The 19695-nt window shown below is 65.1% G+C and carries 18 protein-coding genes; 8 read left to right on the forward strand and 10 right to left on the reverse strand.

The genetic code is table 11. From position 1 onward, the window contains the following. Positions 1 to 10: 10 nt before the first annotated feature. Positions 11 to 1540, reverse strand: coding sequence for a deoxyguanosinetriphosphate triphosphohydrolase family protein (locus SB749_RS00805; RefSeq protein ID WP_410708547.1), 1530 nt, complete (start codon positions 1538 to 1540; stop codon positions 11 to 13). A 165-nt stretch (positions 1541 to 1705) separates the two neighbouring features. On the opposite strand from SB749_RS00805, the gene SB749_RS00810 reads away from it, so the two are divergent. After that, positions 1706 to 1885 carry a hypothetical protein gene (locus tag SB749_RS00810; protein ID WP_264799475.1) on the forward strand — a complete coding sequence of 60 codons (180 nt, stop codon included), beginning with the start codon at positions 1706 to 1708 and terminating at the stop codon, positions 1883 to 1885. Between the two features lie 93 nt (positions 1886 to 1978). Here the strand turns inward: SB749_RS00810 and SB749_RS00815 are convergent, their stop codons facing one another. Next, complete coding sequence (locus tag SB749_RS00815; protein ID WP_410708548.1) at positions 1979 to 2668, reverse strand: peptidyl-tRNA hydrolase; 690 nt, start codon at positions 2666 to 2668, stop codon at positions 1979 to 1981. Positions 2669 to 2838: 170 nt separating this feature from the next. On the opposite strand from SB749_RS00815, the gene SB749_RS00820 reads away from it, so the two are divergent. Beyond that, positions 2839 to 3912: an alpha/beta hydrolase fold domain-containing protein gene (locus tag SB749_RS00820; RefSeq protein ID WP_410708549.1), complete on the forward strand. Its 1074-nt coding sequence runs from the start codon at positions 2839 to 2841 to the stop codon at positions 3910 to 3912. Here SB749_RS00820 and SB749_RS00825 read toward each other — a convergent pair. Together SB749_RS00825 and SB749_RS00830 are read right to left on the reverse strand one after the other, a co-directional pair. Next, positions 3873 to 4757, reverse strand: coding sequence for a YihY/virulence factor BrkB family protein (locus SB749_RS00825; protein ID WP_410708550.1), 885 nt, complete (start codon positions 4755 to 4757; stop codon positions 3873 to 3875). The two genes, SB749_RS00820 and SB749_RS00825, sit on opposite strands and share 40 nt — an antisense overlap. Positions 4758 to 4783: 26 nt before the next feature. Next, positions 4784 to 5869, reverse strand: a complete 1086-nt coding sequence (locus tag SB749_RS00830) for an AI-2E family transporter (protein WP_410708551.1) — start codon at positions 5867 to 5869, stop codon at positions 4784 to 4786. A gap of 142 nt (positions 5870 to 6011) precedes the next feature. Between SB749_RS00830 and SB749_RS00835 the strand changes: the two genes are divergently transcribed. From SB749_RS00835 to SB749_RS00850, 4 genes are all read left to right on the forward strand, one after another. Continuing rightward, on the forward strand, positions 6012 to 7097 hold the full coding sequence (locus tag SB749_RS00835; RefSeq protein ID WP_410708552.1) for a phosphatase PAP2 family protein: 1086 nt from the start codon (positions 6012 to 6014) through the stop codon (positions 7095 to 7097). A 130-nt stretch (positions 7098 to 7227) separates the two neighbouring features. After that, on the forward strand, positions 7228 to 9006 hold the full coding sequence (locus tag SB749_RS00840; protein ID WP_410708553.1) for a DEAD/DEAH box helicase: 1779 nt from the start codon (positions 7228 to 7230) through the stop codon (positions 9004 to 9006). A gap of 87 nt (positions 9007 to 9093) precedes the next feature. Beyond that, positions 9094 to 10560 (forward strand): cryptochrome/photolyase family protein, encoded by a 1467-nt coding sequence (locus SB749_RS00845; RefSeq protein WP_410708554.1) that lies wholly within the window; start codon positions 9094 to 9096, stop codon positions 10558 to 10560. Beyond that, positions 10557 to 11423 carry an NAD-dependent dehydratase gene (locus SB749_RS00850; protein ID WP_410708555.1) on the forward strand — a complete coding sequence of 289 codons (867 nt, stop codon included), beginning with the start codon at positions 10557 to 10559 and terminating at the stop codon, positions 11421 to 11423. The genes SB749_RS00845 and SB749_RS00850 overlap by 4 nt, the downstream gene beginning before the upstream one ends. 22 nt (positions 11424 to 11445) lie before the next feature. On the opposite strand, the gene SB749_RS00855 is transcribed toward SB749_RS00850, so the two are convergent. Further along, a complete protein-coding gene (locus SB749_RS00855; RefSeq protein ID WP_410708556.1) occupies positions 11446 to 12990 on the reverse strand; it encodes an SDR family oxidoreductase in 1545 nt (514 codons plus the stop codon). Positions 12991 to 13084: 94 nt separating this feature from the next. Continuing rightward, entirely contained in the window at positions 13085 to 14125 is a 1041-nt protein-coding gene (locus SB749_RS00860) for a Vms1/Ankzf1 family peptidyl-tRNA hydrolase (RefSeq protein WP_410708557.1), read from the reverse strand. A 183-nt stretch (positions 14126 to 14308) separates the two neighbouring features. Between SB749_RS00860 and SB749_RS00865 the strand changes: the two genes are divergently transcribed. Beyond that, complete coding sequence (locus SB749_RS00865) at positions 14309 to 15274, forward strand: NADP-dependent oxidoreductase (protein WP_410708558.1); 966 nt, start codon at positions 14309 to 14311, stop codon at positions 15272 to 15274. 107 nt (positions 15275 to 15381) lie between these two features. On the opposite strand, the gene SB749_RS00870 is transcribed toward SB749_RS00865, so the two are convergent. After that, positions 15382 to 15555 (reverse strand): hypothetical protein, encoded by a 174-nt coding sequence (locus SB749_RS00870; protein ID WP_410708559.1) that lies wholly within the window; start codon positions 15553 to 15555, stop codon positions 15382 to 15384. 169 nt (positions 15556 to 15724) lie between these two features. Here SB749_RS00870 and SB749_RS00875 point away from each other — a divergent pair, with 169 nt between their 5' ends. Further along, positions 15725 to 15955, forward strand: coding sequence for a hypothetical protein (locus tag SB749_RS00875; RefSeq protein ID WP_410708560.1), 231 nt, complete (start codon positions 15725 to 15727; stop codon positions 15953 to 15955). Between the two features lie 94 nt (positions 15956 to 16049). Here SB749_RS00875 and SB749_RS00880 read toward each other — a convergent pair whose 3' ends face one another. The 3 genes from SB749_RS00880 to SB749_RS00890 are packed head-to-tail and all read right to left on the reverse strand — an operon-like array spanning position 16050 to position 19695. After that, complete coding sequence (locus SB749_RS00880; protein ID WP_410708561.1) at positions 16050 to 17828, reverse strand: ABC transporter ATP-binding protein; 1779 nt, start codon at positions 17826 to 17828, stop codon at positions 16050 to 16052. Further along, positions 17828 to 18745: an ABC transporter permease gene (locus SB749_RS00885; protein WP_410708562.1), complete on the reverse strand. Its 918-nt coding sequence runs from the start codon at positions 18743 to 18745 to the stop codon at positions 17828 to 17830. Before SB749_RS00885 ends, SB749_RS00880 begins: the two co-directional genes overlap by 1 nt. Next, positions 18742 to 19695, reverse strand: coding sequence for an ABC transporter permease (locus tag SB749_RS00890; protein WP_410708563.1), 954 nt, complete (start codon positions 19693 to 19695; stop codon positions 18742 to 18744). The genes SB749_RS00885 and SB749_RS00890 overlap by 4 nt, the downstream gene beginning before the upstream one ends.

Genomic DNA, 19695 nt, shown 5'->3' on the forward strand with positions numbered 1-19695 from the left:
CACCCAAGACCTACAACCCGCGCCCTGCCTCCCACGGCTCTTCTGAGGCACCGGTGATCAGGGCGTTGACCGACATGGCCTGCGCATCGGTGAACGAGGCGATGTAGTCCACGACCGCCCGTGCTCGACCACGCCGCACGATGCCGGCCGCGCCCTCGTCCCCCAACGCAGCAGGGTTGCGCGCGTACAGATCCGAATACTCCTGCGTGGCCGCCTCGACGGAATCGACCAGACGCCGGGGAATCCGCGTAGCCTCATCCGGATCGAGCAGCCACTCATGGAATCCCTCGACCAGAGACGCGATGATCCGCGTCTGCCCACGCTGATACACGGCCAGGTCAGACCGTTCGAGCACGAACCGCGAATGCACGAACTTGAGCACCACGACATCGTGCCAAGCCTCCTGGCTCAGCCGCACATGACCGCTGCGGATATGCGGATCCGGGTCGACGACGATCGAGGCCTGCAACCGATCGATCCACCGCCGGGTGAACCCGGTGACCGCCCGATCCGCCTCCAGTCCCCCGTCGTAGGGGACGCCGAGGAGTCCCTCGACGAGATCCCGGTTGACCCGCTCCACCGACTCCCGGAACGCCTCCTCCGAGGCGATCCACGGATCCTTCTCCCCGATGTGTCGCCGGATTGCTTCGAGCGCATGGCCGGGACGGCGCCGATCCAACTCCGCAGAGTCCAGGGCCGCCAACTCGCGATGATCGCGCAGCCACCGCCCGAGCTCAGCGGACACAGCCGTGTACTGCAGCACGTTCGACCGGTAGAAGTCGTCCAGGTCGTGCACCGCGTAGGCAATGTCGTCAGCGACGTCCATGACCGCGCACTCGAGCGTCTGCTGATACTTCCCGATCGCCGGGAACGCCGAGAGCACGTCCGCCATCTCTTCGACCTCGGTGGCGTAGGCGGAGAACTTCATCGCTCCCTCGCTGACATCGTCGCCGACCCCGCGTGGCATCCGCGCCGCCGACGACGCCCGGTCGCCGGTCCATTCCCCGCGCTCCCACGGATATTTGAGCACCGCGGCCCGAATCGCGCGTGTGAGGTTGAGACCGCGCGCCGTGGCCTCACAGCTGTCGAGGGCGGTGAGGATCCGAAACGTCTGCGCATTCCCCTCGAACCCGTCCTCGAGGCGCAGCACCTGCCGCGACACCCGGTCGAGTTCCTTCTCGCCGAGGTGGCCGAACGGAGGGTGCCCCAGATCGTGGGCGGCCGCGGCCGCCTGGACGACAACCGGATCACACCCGCCGAGGCGGTTGACCGTTTCCCGAGTCCCTTCGTCAGCGTTGTTCAACGTGATCGCGATCGACCGGGCCACCGCGGAGACCTTGAGCGAATGCGTCAGCCGGTTGTGGATGACCGTGCCCGACCCTGCCTGCGGGATGACCTGGGTGACCGAGGCCAGGCGGGAGAAGAACGGGGAGAACCGGATCCGTTCGATATCGACGCGGAACTCGTCCTCTCCGGGGCGGGCCTCCTCGGCGACATTGCGATCGCGACCTCCGGTGGTGTGAAATCTCTGTCGTTCCATGAACTCAGACTACCGATTCCGCACCCTGAAAACCCTCTATCGCTACCTGACGGCGGCCCAGCAACCTGGCGCCAGGTTGCTGGGCCGCCGTCAGGTAGCAATAGGGGCCCTTGAGACTCAGTTCACAGCATCGTATGGTGAGGATACCTGTAGGAGGTGGTCACGATGACCGGAGTCAATGAAGATTTCTACCAGCCAGCGACCCAACCCGGTGACATCATCGAAGTCAAGGACGAAGAGACCGGTGAGATGGTCAAACACATCATCTACCTCGACGAGTTCGGCAATGGCACGAAGACGCGGCCGCTGACCGAGGACGAGCTCAAAGACCTCGACAACGTCTGAGTCCCCCCTCGCCGAGGCGGCTCCCCCACTTCCCGTCCCACCGCCGATTCGTGTGGTGCAGGGCAGGGTGAGCCGCCCGGCGAGCGGGCTGGTTCACCAACGAGCGCGGACGGTTTCCGTGGGGCCGTCGACTTCGGTGAAGCCCGCGTCGACGACGCTGATCTGCTGGTCGTTCGCGGCCCACGATTCCCGGCTCGCCGTGATCACGCGCAAGCTGAAACTCGATTCCCGCCAGCGATCCCGCACATCGTCGGGCATCTGCTCGAACGCCAGCTGCGCGGCATGACCGCATTGGGCGGCGGCCTTTCCCGTCGTCAGCGTCAGATCGGGTGAGAGTTCGATCGTCACAACCGCCTCGGCGGCGGGGACCGAACTCTCGCCCTCGTCCGGGAACTCGGTGCCGCCGACCTGCAGCTTCTTCAGCTCAGGCGGAAGGGGCTCGACCGGACCGGGCGCGAACACCAGCGCCTCGGCAGGGGCGAAATCGTCGGTGCCGCCGAAGGTCACGCTCACGCACCCGAGTGCCCGTGCGTCCTCAAGTTTCTTCCCGTCGCCACGGCGCACGACCTTGCGGATCGCTCCGTCACGCCAGTATTCGACGGCCTCATTCCAGTCCCCGTCCGGCTGCGAGCGCGGATCGTCGAGGAAGGTCACGACAGCACGAGAGGTGGCCTCGAGGACATCGATGTGGCGAGAGATAGCGGTCTTGGACCGGCGCACGACGATCGGCAGTGACCAAGGGATTTCGTGGTCGGTCTCGTGCCTGCGCATGTGTTCGGTCAAGGGTTGGCTCCTGCAGTGTCTTCGGCGGTGAAGGACTGGTGTCACAGTCCCCTTGTCATAACAGCGACGATCGGCAGATATTCCGGATCTTCTCAGGTGAGTCCTACCGCGGCCGCCGACGCTGGCCTCGCTAAGCTGGGAATCATTGCCGCCGACCAAGAATGAGGCTGATGATTCCCGGCGTGACCGTCGACCCCGCGCTCACCGAAGCGCTGCTGGCCACCATTCCTGCCGACATCGTGGCATCGATGTCGCCGCAGATGCGCGAGATCATGGCCGTCCAGGCCACTCGGGCCGACGCGTGCCGCCGAGCCGGCGAGGACTTCGCCGCTGCCTCCGGTGACCTCTCCCCTGCCGCTCGATCCTTGGCCGCCAAACGCGCCGAATACCGGGCCGAACGCGCGCTGTGGAATGAGGGTGGGCCGACCATGGCCCGCACCGATGATCACCACATCCGCACCGCCGGGGTCGACGTTCCGATCCGCATCCATCGCCCCACCACCGAGGCGGTCCTGCCCGGTCTCCTGTTCCTCCACGGCGGTGGGTTCAGCCTCGGCGACCTCGATACACATGACCGAATCATGCGCGTGCTCGCCGCTGCCGGCGGCTTCGCCGTGATCGGAGTCGACTATTCGCTGTCGCCGGAGGTGAAGTTCCCGCAGGCGCTGCACGAATGTGCCGGGGTCGTCGACCACCTCGCCGGCCACGGTGAGGATTTCGGCATCGACGGCACACGTCTGGCCATCTCCGGGGATTCGGCTGGGGCGGTTCTCACCCTCGGCGCAGGTCTGCTTCTGCGCGATGAACCGGAGACCATCGGGGCGAGTCCCGCGAGCTTCTCGGCTCTGCGCGCCCTCCTGCCCATCTACGGCAGCCACGGTCTCATCGACTCGGCCAGTCGCAGGCTCTACGGCGGCGACTGGGACGGCATGGGCATCCACGACCTCAGCAACCTCCTCGACGACTACCTGCCGACCCCTGAGGACGAACATTCACCGTTCGTCGCGCATCTGACCGCCGATCTGTCCGGTCTGCCGCCGGTGTTCGTCGCGGCCGCCGGGCTCGATCCGCTGCGCGATGACAGCCGGGCGCTGGCCAGGACCCTGCAGCGGGCAGGCAACGACGTCCGCTTCGAGGAGTATCCGCATGTGCTCCATTCGTTCCTCCATTTCGGGCGGGTGCTCGACGACACGAACACCGTGCTTCACAATGCCGCCGAGTTCGCCGCACGTCGTCTGAACTGATTCCTGCGGTCTGCGGCACCGTCGGACTGCCGTTGCCGCTCGCGTTCGATCTCAGCGTCGAACTCGGCGCCGAGGAGAAGCGAGAGGTTGACCATCCACACCCAGGCGAGCCCGACGATCACTCCCCCGATCGACCCATAGGTGACGTTGTAGCTGCTGAAGTTGTTGATGTAGAGAACGAAGCAGGCCGACACGGCAAGCAGCACGAGCAGCGCGACTAAGGCACCGAGGCTGACCCACCGGAACTTCGGCTGCCTGACGTTCGGGGTCACGTAGTAGAGCAGCGCGATGAGCAGCATGACGAAGAAGACGAAGACCGGCCATCTGACCACGTTCCAGATCAGCAGGGCAACCGCGCCCATTCCGATGAACTCGCCGAGCGTTTCGGCGATGGGCCCGGACAGCACGAGCAGCAGCCCCAGAGCGGCCAGGACGATGAGCGTGATCACGGTCATCAGGAGCATGAGCGGCTTGAACTTCCAGTACGGCCGAGTCTCCTCGACCCGGTAGACAGCGTTCAGGGCACGGCCGAATGCGCCGATGTATTTCGACGACGACCAGATCGCCAGCAGCAGGCTGCCGATGAGGGTGGCTCCGGCCGAAGACGACTCGGTGAGTTCGACGATGAACGGGCGGATCGCCGTGGCCGCCTCAGCCGAGACTCCGTGGACCAGGGAGAGCACCGCCTTCGTAGTCGACTCGGCTTCCCCGACCACGCCGAGCAGCGACACCATGGCGAGGATCGCCGGGGCAGCAGAGAGCAGAGCGTAGAAGCTCAGCCCGGCTGCTCTGTCGAGGCACTCGTCGTCGAGCAGACGCCGAAGAGCGCCCTTGACGATTCGCACTCGATTCAACCGTGGCCCGGCCCGTCTCAACGCTGTCCCACTCTGTAGTCTTTGGCCGCGTGGATCATCGCATTGAGAGTCGCGATGACCGGCACGGAGAAGAAGGCCCCGGCGATGCCCGCCACCGCTGCTCCCGCTGTCACCCCGAGGATCACCGCCAAGGGGTGGATCTTCACTGTGGGTCCTGTCAGCCACGGCTGCAGGACGTGGCTTTCGAGCTGCTGGACGACGATGACGACCCCGAGCATGATCAGGCCGTGCACCCAGCCGTTGAAGAGCAGTGCCAAGCCCACTGCGACCGCTCCGCCCACGATCGCTCCGACGAACGGCACGAAGGCACCGAGGAAGACCACCATGGCGATCGGCACCGCCAAGGGGACGCCGAGGATCAGTGCACCGACTCCGATTCCGATCGCATCGCTGGCCGCGACGACGAGCTGGATCCGAATGAAGTTCGTCAGCGTCTTCCAACCGGCCTCACCGGCCGCGGAGATCCGCGCATGCGCCTTCTTCGGCCAGATGTTGACGACCCAGGTCCAGATGCCGCGTCCGTCGATGAGCGCGAAGAGGGTGACGAACAGGATGATGATGACGCCTTCGATGACATGCGCCGCCGTCGTGCCCACCTCGGCGGCACCGGAGCCGAGACCGGCGGCGTTGTCCTGCAGCCACTTCCCCGAGGAATCGACGAGGTCATTGAGTTTGGCTTCGGTGATTCCGAACGGCTGAGTGGCCAAGAGCTGCTTCGCCGCGTCCAGGGTCGTCGCCACCTGCTTCTGGATCTCAGGTATCTCACTTCTGATCTGAAAGGTGATGAGGAGGACGAGTCCGGCCAACAGGCCGAGGACGACGACCCAGACTGTGACCACCGCCAACCACTTCGGCCACCGATGCCGCTGCAGGAACGTCGACATGGGGACCAGGAGGGCAGAGAGGACGAGCCCAGCCAGGAATGGAACGACGATCTGTGCGACCTGCAGTGCTACGAAGATCGCGACTGTGATTCCCGCGATGATCACCAGCAGGTATCCGGTGAAGCGGGCACCGAGTCTGAGTCCCTCGGGTATCGGGTCATCGCGATTCGGAGGCGCGTTCAATGGACCTTCTGTCATGAACCAACACTAATGCCGCGAGCCGCACAGTGGGTGGACCATTCTGTTCTGCCCCGCCGGCGCGGGCGAGAACGGGGCTCCGGTCAGCCGCCTCCGAGGAAAATCCGAAGATGTACTAAAAGTGAATTACTACGGTGTTCCGATGACCAGATTGCGACGTTGGCCCTACACCTTTGCCATGGTGCTCGCTCTCCTCGTCGGAGCGGCCGCCGTGTTCTCCTCCCTCTTCCTCGATCTCCCGCTGCGGGACCCCGACGGATTCCTCGGCCCCTCATACATCCGTCTGCCTCTGCTGATTCTCGGATTCATCGGCGCCGGGCTAGTCGTGGAAACGGTGAGGCGAAACGGGTGGCGAAATCTGCCGACGTCGGTCGTCGACATCGCAAAGAAGGAATGGAACACCCACCGGCTGCTGTGCATCGGCGCCGGACTGCTGAGCTTCTACGTCTGCTACGTCGCCTACCGCAATCTCAAGAGCGTGCTGCCGGTGTACCGCGAGGGCACCCTCTTCGATCAGCAGCTGTTCCGCCTCGACCATTGGCTCGCCGGCGGGAACACTCCGGCCGTGCTCCTGCACGAACTTCTGGGCACCGGCATCGCGGCGAACCTGCTGTCGATCGCCTACCTCGCTTACCTGCCGCTCATTCCGATCAGCCTCGGCGCGGTCCTCGTGCTCAATCGCAGACTCGCCGTCGGCGCTTGGTATACGACGATGTTGAGCCTCAATTGGGTGCTCGGCACCGTCAGCTACTATCTCCTGCCGTCGGTCGGTCCAGTGTTCAGCCACGCCGAGGTCTTCCGGGCGCTGCCCGACACCGGAGTCAGTGAGCTCCAGGAATCCCTCATCGACACTCGCCTCGACTACCTCAGCAACCCGATCGGAAGCGATTCCATCCAGGGTGTCGCCGCGTTCGCTTCGCTTCACGTCTCCGTCACCTTCGCCGCAGCACTGTTCATGACGCTGACGAAACAGCATCGCGCCGTCCAGGTGTTCACCTGGATCTTCTTCGGTGTGACGGTCGTGGCCACCATCTACTTCGGATGGCATTACATCCTCGACGACATCGCGGGCATCGGCATCGGCTGGGCGTCGGTGGCGCTCTCCGCATGGGTGACCGGGCACCGCCGAGTTCGCCGACGGCCGGTCGCCGCAGTCTCCGAGCCTGATTCCGTGCCCGCCGCGAAGCCCGCGGATTCTGTCTCACGCGCCGCCGGGGCTATACTGTAATTACTTGCGAACCCGATTTCGGGTTCCCTGCGTCGTCAGGACGCCTCGTCTCTGCAGCTGGGTGATAGCACCCGCGCATTTCCGAAGCCGTTTTCTCTCGGCGATCGAGAGCGCCGACAGCGCTCATTCCATGACCGGAAGCGGTTGCCTGCCACCTATTCACGGCACCGGCACGCCCTCCGGCACGTCGAAGGGCCATCCCATCACTACTTCACAGACACGCACCAATCCCCGCAGCACCCGCACCCACGGAGGCAGCACACGCAACACCACCGCAGGCAGCACCGGCAATCGCGCGAAGAAAGCCACCTCGTTCGCCGACCTCGGTGTTCCCGCCAAGCTCGTCGACTCCCTCGACCGTGAAGGCAAGACCCAGGCCTTCCCGATCCAGCAGGACACTCTGCCCGACACGCTGGCCGGCCGTGATGTGCTCGGCCGCGGAAAGACCGGGTCCGGCAAGACCCTGGCGTTCTCCATTCCGCTCGTCGCTCGCCTGTCCGAATCCGGCGAGGGTTCGCAGAAGTTCCGCCATCCGCGCGGGCTCGTCCTTGCTCCCACCCGTGAGCTCGCCACGCAGATCACCGAGGCCATCGATCCGTTGGCCAAGGCCGTGGGCCTGCGGACGACGACGATCTTCGGCGGCGTCAAGCAGCGTCGCCAGGAGGTCGCGCTCAAGGCCGGAGTCGATATCGTCGTGGCCTGCCCGGGTCGCCTCGAGGACCTGCTCCAGCAGGACATCCTCACGCTCGAGAACATCGAGGTCACCATCCTCGACGAGGCCGACCACATGGCTGACCTCGGGTTCCTGCCCGGAGTCACCCGAATCCTCAACCAGACCCCGGCTGAGGGACAGCGGATGTTCTTCTCCGCCACCTTGGACAACGACGTCGACAAACTCGTCCGTCGTTTCCTCCACAACGAGGTCCTCCACTCCGTGGACGAGGCGACCTCCCACGTTTCGGCCATGACCCACCACGTGTTCGAGGTGTCGGTCGACGACAAGAACGAACTCGTACACAAGCTCGCCTCCGGCACGGGCCGCCGCATCCTCTTCACCCGCACGAAGCACCGGGCCAAACGCTTCGCCCGCCAACTCACGGCAGCCGGTATCCCCGCGGTCGACCTGCACGGCAATCTGTCGCAGGGTGCGCGCGACCGCAACCTCGCCGCGTTCACCGATGGCGAGGCGAAGGTGCTCGTGGCCACAGACATCGCCGCCCGCGGCGTCCACGTCGACTCCGTCGAGCTCGTCGTCCACGTCGATCCCCCGACCGAACACAAGGCTTACCTGCACCGCTCCGGTCGCACCGCACGTGCCGGCAGCGCCGGTGACGTCGTCACGGTGATGACCGCCGAAGAGCGCAAGGACACTCAGATCCTCCTGCGCAAGGCTGCCATCAAGGCGACCCCGCAGAAGGTCAACGCAGAGTCCCCCGAGGTGACCGAGCTCGTCGGTGAGATCGCCGAGTTCGTCGCCCCGCAGCCGAAGGAACCCGTCCAGCCGCGCAGGAAGACCGAACCTTCCTCGTCGAATGGTCGTTCATCCCGCCGTCGCCGAGGTGGCCGTGGCGGACGCGGCGGAAGCTCGGGTCGCGGTGACGCCGGCAGCGACCGCAGCCGTGAGAACTCGGACGCCACCGGTGGCGGTCGCAGCGGCGAATCGCGTCGCAGCGAGAGCGGCGGCCGCGGCCGGGGCGCCGGGCACACCGGCGAGAGAAATCGTCGTCGCGAGAACTCCCGCGGCGGCCGCTCCGGCAATGGCCGCTCGGGCAGTCAGCGCGCGGAATCTTCGGGTCGTCAGCCGAGCAGCCACCGCGCGTCCGAATCCCGCGGCACCAGCCCCGAGACTCGTCGCCGCAACCGCACCCGTGCCGGAGGCTCGCAACAGGTCTACTCGACCAGCAGCTGACGTCCTCACAATCCAATAACCCTGCTTGGCTACTACACTTTGGTGTAAATGCCGACTGGGCGAACCAGCTGTGAGAGGAGTCTGCCGATGAGCCACGACCGCGATTCCCTCACCCTCGTCTGGTTCCGCGACGACCTGCGCGTCGAGGACCACGAGGCCCTGACAGCGGCCTGCGGCGACGGGCAGGTGATCGGCCTCTGGATCAGAGAGTGCCGCAGCGACGACGGCCTGGGCCCACGCCCGTTAGGCGGGGCGGCCCGGTGGTGGGCGCACGAATCGCTGCGCGTCCTGGAGACCGAACTCGCACAGCTCGGCATCCCGCTGCTCTTCGCAGCAGGCTCGGCCGCCGACATCGTCCCGCAGGCGGCTGCGGACCTGAAAGTCGATGCTGTGCGCTGGTCGCGCCGTTATGCGCCGGCTGCACGTCGCCTGGACGCGCAGATCAAGACGGACCTGGCTGATGCCGGTCGTGCCGTGCACTCCCATACCGGCGCGCTGCTCGTCGAGCCTTGGACGGTCAGCCCTCAGGGCGGTGACTTCTACAAGGTCTTCACGCCGTTCTTCAACGCTGTGCGCGATCGCAGCGTCGGCGACAGCCTCCCGGCGCCGCGCACACAGAGTTCTCCGACGAAGGCCCAGCGACAGGCTTTTGCCGGGCACTCCTGGGTGCGCGACCTCGACGATCTCGGTCTTCTCGACGGGACCGACACGGGCTCGGGCAGCTTCGCCTCGGCGAGGACTCCACAGTGGTGGCGGACGACCGTGGCCGGGCATTGGAACCCCGGGTGCAGGGAAGCGGCCCGTGAGCTCGACTGCTTGAGCGACGGGCTCGACGGCTACGCAGATTCTCACGATGTCCCCGCAGACCCTGACAGCACGTCAGGCCTGTCGCCGCGACTGCGCTTCGGCGAACTCTCCCCCCGCCAGCTGCTGGCAGCGGCCCTGGACATACCGGAGGTGAGGGACGATGATCGGCAGGCATGGATCCGGCAGCTCTACTGGCGGGAGTTCTCCTGGCACCTGACCTATCATCTGCCGGCCGTCGAATCCGAACCGATGCGACCTGAATTCGCGTCCTTCCCCTATGAGGACGACCCCGAGGCACTCGACCACTGGTGCAGCGGCACGACCGGGATCGACCTCGTCGACGCCGGCATGGCTCAGCTGTGGCAGACCGGATGGATGCACAATCGAGTGCGGATGGCCACGGCGAGCTTTCTCACGAAGAATCTGCTGCTCCACTGGTGGCACGGCGAGCAGTGGTTCTGGGACACGCTGGTCGACGCCGATGAAGCCAACAACCCGGTCTCGTGGCAATGGGTGGCCGGGTGCGGAGCCGATGCGGCTCCATATTTTCGGATCTTCAATCCCGAACGCCAACGTGAGCGTTTCGATCCCGACTGCGAGTACGTGGGCAGGTGGTTGGGCCGCGGTCCGGGCGGTCTCACTCGGGCGGAACGCTCGCAGGGTGATCGCGAGCCGATCGTCGATCTCAAGGCATCGCGCCAGGCGGCATTGGCCGCCTATGACCGGATGAAGAGTGAGGCGAAATGAGCACGACGAACGGTCGCAGGATTCTCATGGCCGGGTGCGGAGACCTGGGCACACGGCTGGGCCTGCGACTGGTCGACCAGGGGCACCGGGTGATCGGACTGCGCCGACGCGTCGCCGAACTGCCCGACGCCTTCGAGACGATCAGTATGGACCTCTCCGGATTCGGAGCTCCCGGCCGCGATAGGGTCGATGCCGCGGACCGCAGCGATCCGCGACTGGACGCACTCGATGCGGTCGTGATCACTCTGACTTCGGACGAACCGACTCGGACCGGATACGAACGGGCCTACCTCCACGGGCTGAGAGGTCTCGCCCGCGTGCTCGGGTCACAGCCGGGCCGAGTCGTCCTGGTCTCCTCCACGCGTGTCCTTGCGGAGGACCCGACGCGTGTGATCACCGAAGACGCTCCACTCGCCCCAGGGTCCGGGCCGGGTGAGGTCCTCGCTGCGGCCGAGTCCGAGGCGGCCGAGCTCTTCGACCACCTCACGATCGTCCGCCCGGCTGGTATCTACGGACCTGGCCGCACCCGCCTCATCGACTCCGTGCGACGCGGCCAGCGGTTCAACCATCAGCGGTGGACGAACCGCATCCACCGAGACGACCTCGTTCGCGGCCTCGAGCACTTGGCACTTGCCTCGGAACCGCCGGACCTGGTCCACGCTGTCGATTCGCTTCCTGCTCAGATGGGCGACGTCGCCGCCTTCATCGCCGGCCGCCTCGGCGTGCCCGTCCCCGGCCATGCCGACGACGAGAAGCCGAGCGGCAAACGGATCGACGGAACTCGCTTCGGCTCGCTCATGGGCGAACTCGGCTACCCCACGTACAGGCACGGCTTCGCTTCGATGCTGACGACAGCCCCCTGATCATCAACAAAACCGGGAACGTTCAGGCTCGGCGCCGCGCCTCGGCTGCGATGTTCTTCGCCATGGCGGGAAAGATGAAGCGATGAAACGGGGCGACGAGGGCCCAGTAGATGCGGCCTCGCACTCCAGTGGGGATAAAGGTCGCCGTCTGGTGATACTCACAGCCTTCGACTGAGTCTGTCAGAGCGAATTCGAGCCACGCGTGACCGGAGACCTTCATCTCGGCGCGCAGCAGAAGACGAGAGTTCGGCTCCAGCTGTTCGACTCGCCACCAGTCGACGGGATCGCCGATGCGCAGGCTGTCGGGCAGCCGTCGGCCCCGGTTGAGGCCAGCGCCTCCGACTGCTTTGTCCCAGATCCCACGAATCTTCCATGCCAGCGGCCACGAGTACCAGCCGTTGGTCCCACCGATCCCCTCGATCACAGGCCACACCTCGGCGGCGCTGACACCGCTGATCGTCGTCGACCGTTCATCGGTGTAGATGCGCCGGCCGGACCACTTCGGATCACTGGGCGACGGCTGGGCCGCCTCGTCGAGCTCTCCGGCGTCGGCGTCCCAGTTCGTATCCACGGCACCTTCGATTTCACGGCGCAGGGCGAGTCGGACGGCGTCGGCGAACCCGATGAGCCCGGACTCGGGCGGCGGGATGACCGCGTCGACGTCCTGGTCCGAGGCCACAGCATCCTCCTGCACGGATTGGACGAGCGGCAAGGTGAGGCTGAACGGCAGCGGGGTGACCAACCCGACCCAGATGCCTGACAGCGTCGGTGCGGGAAGAGGCAAAGCGATGACGTGGCGGGGCTTGAGCCCTGCGACGGCAGCAAAGGTACGCATCACGTTCGCATAAGTGAGGATCTGACGTGAACCGATATCGAAGGACCGGTTGACCGCCTCCTGCACATCGGCCGCGGAGAGAAGGTAGTAGAGAGCGTCACGAACCGAGAGCGGCTCGACACGGTTGGACACCCAGTCCGGTGCCGGCATCCAGCGCAGGGTCATGGCGAGGTGGCGGATCATCTCGAACGAAGCCGATCCGGAGCCGATGATGATGCCGGCGTTGAAGACGATCGCTTCGACTTCGGAGTCGAGCAGAATCCGTCCGACGTTCGCTCGTGAACGCATGTGCTTCGAGAGCTCACGTCCCTCCGGATGGAGCCCTCCGAGGTAGACTATGCGACGCACGCCGGCAGACGCGGCCGCGCTGGCGAAGCGCCTGGCCGCTTCGGCTTCGGCTGCCTCGAAGTCCCCGCCGGAGCCCATGGAATGCACCAGGTAATAGACGGTCTCGATGCCGCCGAGGCTGTCATCGAGACCGCCACCGGTGTCGAGGTCGACGGTTCTCACGTCGACGTCGGCTGCCCATGGAACCTGCTTGAGCTTCTCCGGCCGCCGCACCCCGACCCGAACCCGGTGCCCGGCCTGCAGCAGTCGGGGCACAAGGCGACCGCCGATGTAACCGGTCGCCCCGAGCACGAGCACGCGTCGCGGGGTGCGGGTTTGGCGGATGACTTCGTCGCCGAGCGACTTCGGGCCGGGCGGGGTCGAGCGTTCCGTCGGGCGATTCATCAGGAGATCCTTCCGGCCTGCCGAGATCGGCTGTCACTGACCAACCATACACATGTAACCCATTGACTACTGCCGACCATCGTATAGCTGCTGCTCAGTCCGCCAGCGCAGCGCCGACGTCGTAGCGGAGGATCGCAGCTATGCCGTCGCTCATCGGATCGTGACTGAGACCGACCTCAGCTGAGGACAGGATAGCCGCGGAGACGATCTCCGCTTCTCCTGCTGAGGCCTCGGCATCATCGAGCAGAAGGACCGCCGCTGCTCCGCGTTCCACTGCCTTTTCGACTTCTGCTCGCCCTTCGACCGCACGGCCGTGTGCTTTGCTTTCGCCCAGACGCTCCGAGTTCTCAGCCTCTCGTTCTTCGGCGAGCCTCGTCACCAACGTCCTGATGGCCACGTCAATCGCCTCTTCGGCACCTTCGTCTCCATCGCCGCCCTCGGAGATCTCATGAAGCATCTCCTCGGCTCGTGCCGACAGCTCAGCCTTGACGGCGGTTCTGCCCTGCACCTCTCCGGCCAGAACGAGTGCGTCCGACGCGTGGTCGGTGATGAGACCGTCGACGAAGTCGGCGACACTGCGTGCATTGTCCTTGATGATCTCGTCGACACGGCGCCGGATCTGGTTGTGCGAGTATGCTCCTCGCCGCGGCTTGTTGATGTCTTCGTCGTTGTCGCCGGTGACGTGGACCGACTCTTTCTCGGTGCGTTCGCGATCCGGGGTTACGCTCAGCTCACGAATGGCCGCTCCGTCCTGGCCGGCGATGACGAGGACGACATCGAACTGTCTGCACTCCTGTCGGAGAAAGGCTCCAAGCTCCGGCGCCTCGCCGTAGTGGGCCGAATCTCCTTCTCCCAGCGCCGCGTCCCAGTGTTCGTCCAGCAGAACTCCCTGTGAGTTCGCGACGATGGTCCGGCCGTCTGTATGCACCTCGGTGGGTTCGTCGGCGAGGATGATCGCATCGATGGACTCGAGGAGAGACTCCTCTGCCCCGCTTTCGGACAGCTGGTCTCGCAGCTCCGACCACCGCAGGCGCAGCTGCGTATCGGCATCGGCTGATGGGGTTCGTCCTTCGAGGTAGACGGTGGCATATGGCCCGCCGCTCTCGACGACCGTGCGCAAGTGATTGTGGTTCATCCCCTGTTCCTCCTCAGCGTCTGTGGCTGTCTGACCTGCCCCCGCGGGGCTCGCCGCGCTGCGCGCGGTGTTATCAGCGTGGCATTGTGGGGAGACCGCTGTAAACAGTCTTGACAAACCGGGGTCGGGCATTTACAGAAAAAGTCAGGCCAGCTTGGGCTTCTGAAGTGACACAATGTGAACATGAACACCGATACAAACACCGAAACGATGATGCGCGCCGTCAGTCAGCAGACTTTTGGAAGCGCCGACGTCCTCGAAATCACCGAGATCCCACGACCGAAGCCCCGCACCAACGAAATCCTTGTGAAAGTCCACGCTGCGGGTCTCAACCCGACCGATTGGAAGCACCGTTCCGGCCACGGCTTCGTCGACGATCTGCCATTGGTGCTCGGCTGGGACGTCTCCGGAGTGGTCGAAGCCGTCGGCATCGGCGTCGCGACGTTCGCGCCCGGAGACGAGGTGTTCGGCATGCTGTCGTATCCGTTTGGGCTCGGCTCCCACGCCGAATACGTCGCCGCCCCGGCCAGATTCTTCGCGTCGAAACCCCGATCGGTCGACCATGTGCAGGCGGGAGCACTCCCCCTCGCCTCTCTGACCGCTTGGCAGGCGCTCGTCGACAACGCCGGCTTACAGCCCGGACAGCGTGTGCTGATTCACGCGGCCGCAGGCGGCGTCGGGCACATAGCCGTACAGATCGCGAAATCGCTGGGCGCATACGTGATCGGAACCGCGAGTTCGGCGAAGCACGGCTTCCTGCGCGAGCTCGGCGTCGATGAAGTCGTCGACTACCGTACAGAGGACCTAACCAAGCGAGTGCAAGACGTCGACGCGGTGCTCGACACGATCGGCGGTGACACGGCAATGCGCTCCCTGCACACGCTTCGAAAAGGCGGCTCTCTAGTGTCGCTCATCCCTGTCGGCTCCGCTGATCTCCTTCGCGAAGCAGATCAGCTCGGAGTGCGAGCTCTTCGAATGCTCGTGGACTCCTCGCGCAGTACACTGGAAATCGTCTCCGGACTCGTCGACGATGGTGCACTGCGTGCCACCATCGCGGGCACTTTCCCGCTCTCGAAGGCAGCAGAAGCCCATCGAGAGGGCGAGACCAACCGCACCACCGGCAAACTCGTACTCACAATGGACGAGTAGGCCAAGCGCAATCTGGTCAGTTCCTCACTCGAAGCGGCACTATGCTCACTGCCGCGACGCAGGGCCCGGCACCTGTGCATCGGTGCCGGGCCCTGCGATCACGGAAGTCAGTAGTGTGCTGGCGGATCGCTCGCGGGGAAGGACTCTTCCTCCCACTCATCGACCAATTCGTCCTCTTTCTCCTTCGACGCGGAATCCGTGCCGGGCATTTCCGCAACGTCATCCTTGGCTCCCTCGGGGGCCACTTTCGGATCCTTCTCGTCTTCGCTGAAATCGCTCATCACGATCATCCCTTCTCTATCGAGTGTACGAATCTATGCTGACACTCTTTGGTCCAACTGGATAGGGGGGTGCGGGCATATTGGCATGAGGCATTACGGGGGTGCCGCTCGGCAGAGGCCCCACGTAGACTGATCACCTATCCGCGCTCTCCAGCGAAAGGTGACCAGAATGTCAACCGACGACAACAGCACCGAAGGCAACACATCAGACAGCATGCGCAAGGCTGCGGAGAACCTCGATCACGAGGCCGGAGGTGCACCGTCATCCGAGTACCTCGATAAGGTCGATCCCGACGAATTCGGCCGCAACGATGAAACCGGCGAGGATGAGGACCGCGACGAGGATGCCGCCTCCGACGATAACGCATCGGCGAACGGTTCTACCTCGACTGATCGCTGACGACCTTCAGAGCATCGTCGGCTCACAACACAGTTTGGGGCGGGTAGCACAGGTTTGAACAGGTGCTATCCGCCCCAAACTGTGCCACAAGCCCTCAGAACTTCGGCACGTCGGCGATCAGCTCCCGCGTGTATTCGTGCGACGGATCCTCGAGCACCGAGGCGGTCGGCCCGTAGTCGACGATCTTGCCCTTGTTGAGCACGGCAAGATTGTCCGCGATATGCCGCGACAGCGCAATATTGTGCGTGACGAAGAGCATCGCCAGCTGACGTTCCTCCCGCAAGCTCCGCAGCAGGGCAACGATCGATGCCTGCACGCTGACGTCGAGCGCCGAGGTGATCTCATCACAGACCATGACCGACGGTGCGTTGACCAGCGCACGGGCGATCGCCGCCCTCTGCCGCTCACCACCGGAGAGGTCACCGGGGCGCCGGTGGTAGAACGTCCGTCCCAGACGCACCGAATCCAGCGCCTCCTCGACAGCGGCCTTCCGGCTCGCGGCCGTTCCCTGACCGCTCATCTCCAATGGCACCGTCAGCGACTGACCGATGGATCGTCGCGGGTTGAGCGATGAGAAGGGCGACTGGAACACGTACTGGATGCCCACACGCTGTTCGTTCGTGCGTTTGCGCGTCGAACGTGCCAGCTCCGTTCCGCGCAGCTTCACCGAGCCCTTGTAGTCGTCGTTGAGCCCGGCCACACACTGCGACAGAGTTGTCTTACCCGACCCGGATTCTCCGAGCAGCATCGTGCACTCCCCCGGCTCGAGCGTCAGGTTGATCCCGTCGAGGATCTGCGTCTTCCCGTAGGCGAGCGCCACATCTTTGACCTCGAGCAGAGGCGCAGTCACCGAGGGGGCCTCACCGCCCCCATCCCTCACCGAGGCAGCCGCCCCGTCAGCATCGGTCCGTTCCGTTTCCGAATCGCCGGACTTCTCCCCCGCCGACACGAGGATATGTGTCTTCTCATCAGCCTCGGCGACGGCTTTCGCTTCCGCGGCCCCGTCACCGATCGTCTTCCGCCCGGCCAAGTCCGGCACCGCTGCCATGAGCATCTTTGTGTAGTCGTGCTGCGGACGTTCGAGCACCGCCGACACCGGGCCCTCTTCGACGAGGTCGCCGCGCAGCATCACAGCCACTCGGTCGGAGATGTCCTTGATCACCGCGAGGTCGTGGGTGATGTAGAGACCGGCGACGTTGTTCGCCACCGTCATCTGCCGGATCGTGTCGAGCACGACCGACTGCGTGGACACGTCCAGGCCGGTCGTCGGTTCGTCGAGGATGAGCACATCGGGGTACATGGCGAAGGCCATGGCGATGCCGATGCGCTGCTGCTGACCGCCGGAGAGCTGATGGGGCCAGCGTCGCTGATAGGCACGATCCCCGGGCAAGCCGACGTCAACGAGCACCTCTGCAACGCGATCAGCTCGCTCACGATCCGAGGATCCGAAGTCGTGGATGTCGAGGACTTCCCGGATCTGCTCGCCGACACGCATGGCCGGGTTGAGCGAGAGCGCAGGATCCTGAGGGATGTACGCGATGCGGGATCCGCGCAGATCGCGCCGAGCCACCTCGTCGAGGTCGCCGACCTCAAGGTGGGTGGCGTCACCGCGCGGCCAGATGCTCACGGACCCAGACCCGAATTTCAGGCCCTCCCGGAAGTGTCCCATGCAGGCCAGGCCGGCCGTGGTCTTACCGGAACCGGACTCGCCGACGAGTCCGAGGATCTCTCCTCGGGACAGGGCGAAGTCGACTCCGTGAAGGATCTCGTCCCCGGCATTGGTCAGGACGCGCAGGTCGCTGACGCGCAGGACGATCTTCTCGTTCGGCTCGTTCGCATCATCGTGGCGAACGGTCTCTGTCTTCGGGCTCATCATGCCTCCACGGATGTTGATGCGGTGGCTCGGGCGAAGGAGTCCGCGAGCAGGTTGGTGCCGATGGTCAGCAGCGCGATCGCAACGACCGGCAGCAGCACACCCCAGGGCTGGATGGACAGGGCGATGCGGTTCTCGTTGATCATCAGGCCCCAGTCGGCCGCGGGCGGCTGCAGACCGAGTCCGAGGAACGACAGCGACGCGATGTAGCCGATCGAGTAGGTCAGACGCAGTCCCGCCTCCACGCTCAGCGGTCCGGTGATGTTGGGAAGCAGCTCACGGATGAGCACCTTCCACCTGGGCATCGCGTACATCTCGGCCGCCTTGATGTAGTCCTCGGTGATGACACCCAGCGTCGCGGACCTCGCGACGCGGGCGATGCGCGGGGCGTGGGTGAGGCCGATGACGGTCACGAGCACCCATCCTTGAGGTCCCAACACTGTGATGGCCAGGAGGGCGAACACGAGCTGCGGGATGGCGAGGAAGACGTCGTTGATGCGCATGATCACAGCGTCGAAGGTCCCACCGATGTATGCGGCGAGCATGCCGACGAGGGCACCGACGATCATGCCGAGCGCCGTGGCGAGCACCGCATAGACGATGAGGGTCAGTCCTCCGGCCAGGAACCGGGAGAAGACATCGCGGCCGAGGTTGTCCGAGCCGAAGAGCCCGTAGGGGCTGAATGGCTTCGTGACGAACTCGGTGGCGGTGTTGCCGGTGGCCCAGGGCAGCAGCAGCGGTCCGCACAGGGCGAGCGCCACGACGACCACAGTGATGATCAGACCGATCTTGCCCTGTTTCTGAGCGAGCACCCGTTTGTAGAAGGGAACGTAGGTGGTGGCGGACTCTTTGGGCACCTCAGCGGCATCGGTGGCCGCGGACTTGAGGTCATCAAGACTGTTGGCGTCGGTGCTCATGCTGCGCTCCTGAGTTTCGGGTTGGTGAGGATGCCGACGACGTCGGCCGCCAGGTTCACCACGACGTAGACGGCGGCGACGAGCATGGAGATCGCTTGGACGACCTGCACGTCGCGGTAGGTCACCGCATCGATGAGTGCTTGGCCGAGTCCCGGGTAGCGGAAGAGGAACTCGACGACGACCACTCCGCCGGCCAGCCAGGCCAGCTGGATCGCGACGACCTGAGCGACCGGTCCGAGGGCGTGGGGCACAGCGTGACGCATGATCACGCGCTTCTCAGGGACACCCTTGAGACGCGCCATCTCCACGAATCCGGAGTCGAGGACTTCGATCATCGTCGCTCGCATCATCCGCACGATGTAGGGAGTGACGACGAGGACGAGGGTCAGCGTCGGCAGGATCAGCTGTTCGGGGCGTTTCCACACCGGGTCTCCCGGCGGAGCCAGGGTCACGGCCGGCAAGATCTGGAACACCGAGGTCGCGAAGAGCGCGACGAGGCCGATGCCGATGACGAACTCGGGCATGGAGGCCAGCACCAGGGAGATGCCGGTCATCGTCTGGTCACGGCGCTTCCCACGGTGCAGAGCCTGATAGACACCGAGGCCGATGCCCAAAGGCACGGAGATGACCGCGGCAAGTGCCATGAGGATGAAGGACGCCCCGAGGCGGTCGCCGAGCAGTTCGGAGACAGGTCCACCCGACGCCGAGGAGGTTCCGAAATCGCCGACGAACAGCCCGCCCAGCCAGTGGAGGTAGCGCAGCCAAGCGGGGTCGTTGAGCCCCAGCTGTTCGTTCAAGGCCGCAATGCGTTCCGGGGTGGCCTGTTGGCCGAGGATCGCCCGGGCGGCATCGCCGGGCAGCAGCAGAGTAGCGCCGAAGACGAGCAGAGAGACGGCGAGGAGGATGAATGCGGAGAAGAGCAGCCGCTTACCGATGACTTTTCCGAACAT

The organism is Brevibacterium sp. SIMBA_078 (assembly GCF_046534565.1).
Taxonomy (GTDB): Bacteria; Actinomycetota; Actinomycetes; order Actinomycetales; family Brevibacteriaceae; genus Brevibacterium.

Excerpts from the sequence above, each read along its gene's own strand:
- SB749_RS00805 (WP_410708547.1), bottom strand. The coding sequence starts at position 1,540 with ATGGAACGACAGAGATTTCACACCACCGGAGGTCGCGATCGCAATGTC.
- SB749_RS00810 (WP_264799475.1), top strand. The coding sequence starts at position 1,706 with ATGACCGGAGTCAATGAAGATTTCTACCAGCCAGCGACCCAACCCGGT.
- SB749_RS00820 (WP_410708549.1), top strand. The coding sequence starts at position 2,839 with ATGATTCCCGGCGTGACCGTCGACCCCGCGCTCACCGAAGCGCTGCTG.
- SB749_RS00830 (WP_410708551.1), bottom strand. The coding sequence starts at position 5,869 with ATGACAGAAGGTCCATTGAACGCGCCTCCGAATCGCGATGACCCGATA.
- SB749_RS00835 (WP_410708552.1), top strand. The coding sequence starts at position 6,012 with ATGACCAGATTGCGACGTTGGCCCTACACCTTTGCCATGGTGCTCGCT.
- SB749_RS00840 (WP_410708553.1), top strand. The coding sequence starts at position 7,228 with ATGACCGGAAGCGGTTGCCTGCCACCTATTCACGGCACCGGCACGCCC.
- SB749_RS00845 (WP_410708554.1), top strand. The coding sequence starts at position 9,094 with ATGAGCCACGACCGCGATTCCCTCACCCTCGTCTGGTTCCGCGACGAC.
- SB749_RS00850 (WP_410708555.1), top strand. The coding sequence starts at position 10,557 with ATGAGCACGACGAACGGTCGCAGGATTCTCATGGCCGGGTGCGGAGAC.
- SB749_RS00855 (WP_410708556.1), bottom strand. The coding sequence starts at position 12,990 with ATGAATCGCCCGACGGAACGCTCGACCCCGCCCGGCCCGAAGTCGCTC.
- SB749_RS00860 (WP_410708557.1), bottom strand. The coding sequence starts at position 14,125 with ATGAACCACAATCACTTGCGCACGGTCGTCGAGAGCGGCGGGCCATAT.
- SB749_RS00865 (WP_410708558.1), top strand. The coding sequence starts at position 14,309 with ATGAACACCGATACAAACACCGAAACGATGATGCGCGCCGTCAGTCAG.
- SB749_RS00870 (WP_410708559.1), bottom strand. The coding sequence starts at position 15,555 with ATGAGCGATTTCAGCGAAGACGAGAAGGATCCGAAAGTGGCCCCCGAG.
- SB749_RS00875 (WP_410708560.1), top strand. The coding sequence starts at position 15,725 with ATGTCAACCGACGACAACAGCACCGAAGGCAACACATCAGACAGCATG.
- SB749_RS00880 (WP_410708561.1), bottom strand. The coding sequence starts at position 17,828 with ATGAGCCCGAAGACAGAGACCGTTCGCCACGATGATGCGAACGAGCCG.
- SB749_RS00885 (WP_410708562.1), bottom strand. The coding sequence starts at position 18,745 with ATGAGCACCGACGCCAACAGTCTTGATGACCTCAAGTCCGCGGCCACC.
- SB749_RS00890 (WP_410708563.1), bottom strand. The coding sequence starts at position 19,695 with ATGTTCGGAAAAGTCATCGGTAAGCGGCTGCTCTTCTCCGCATTCATC.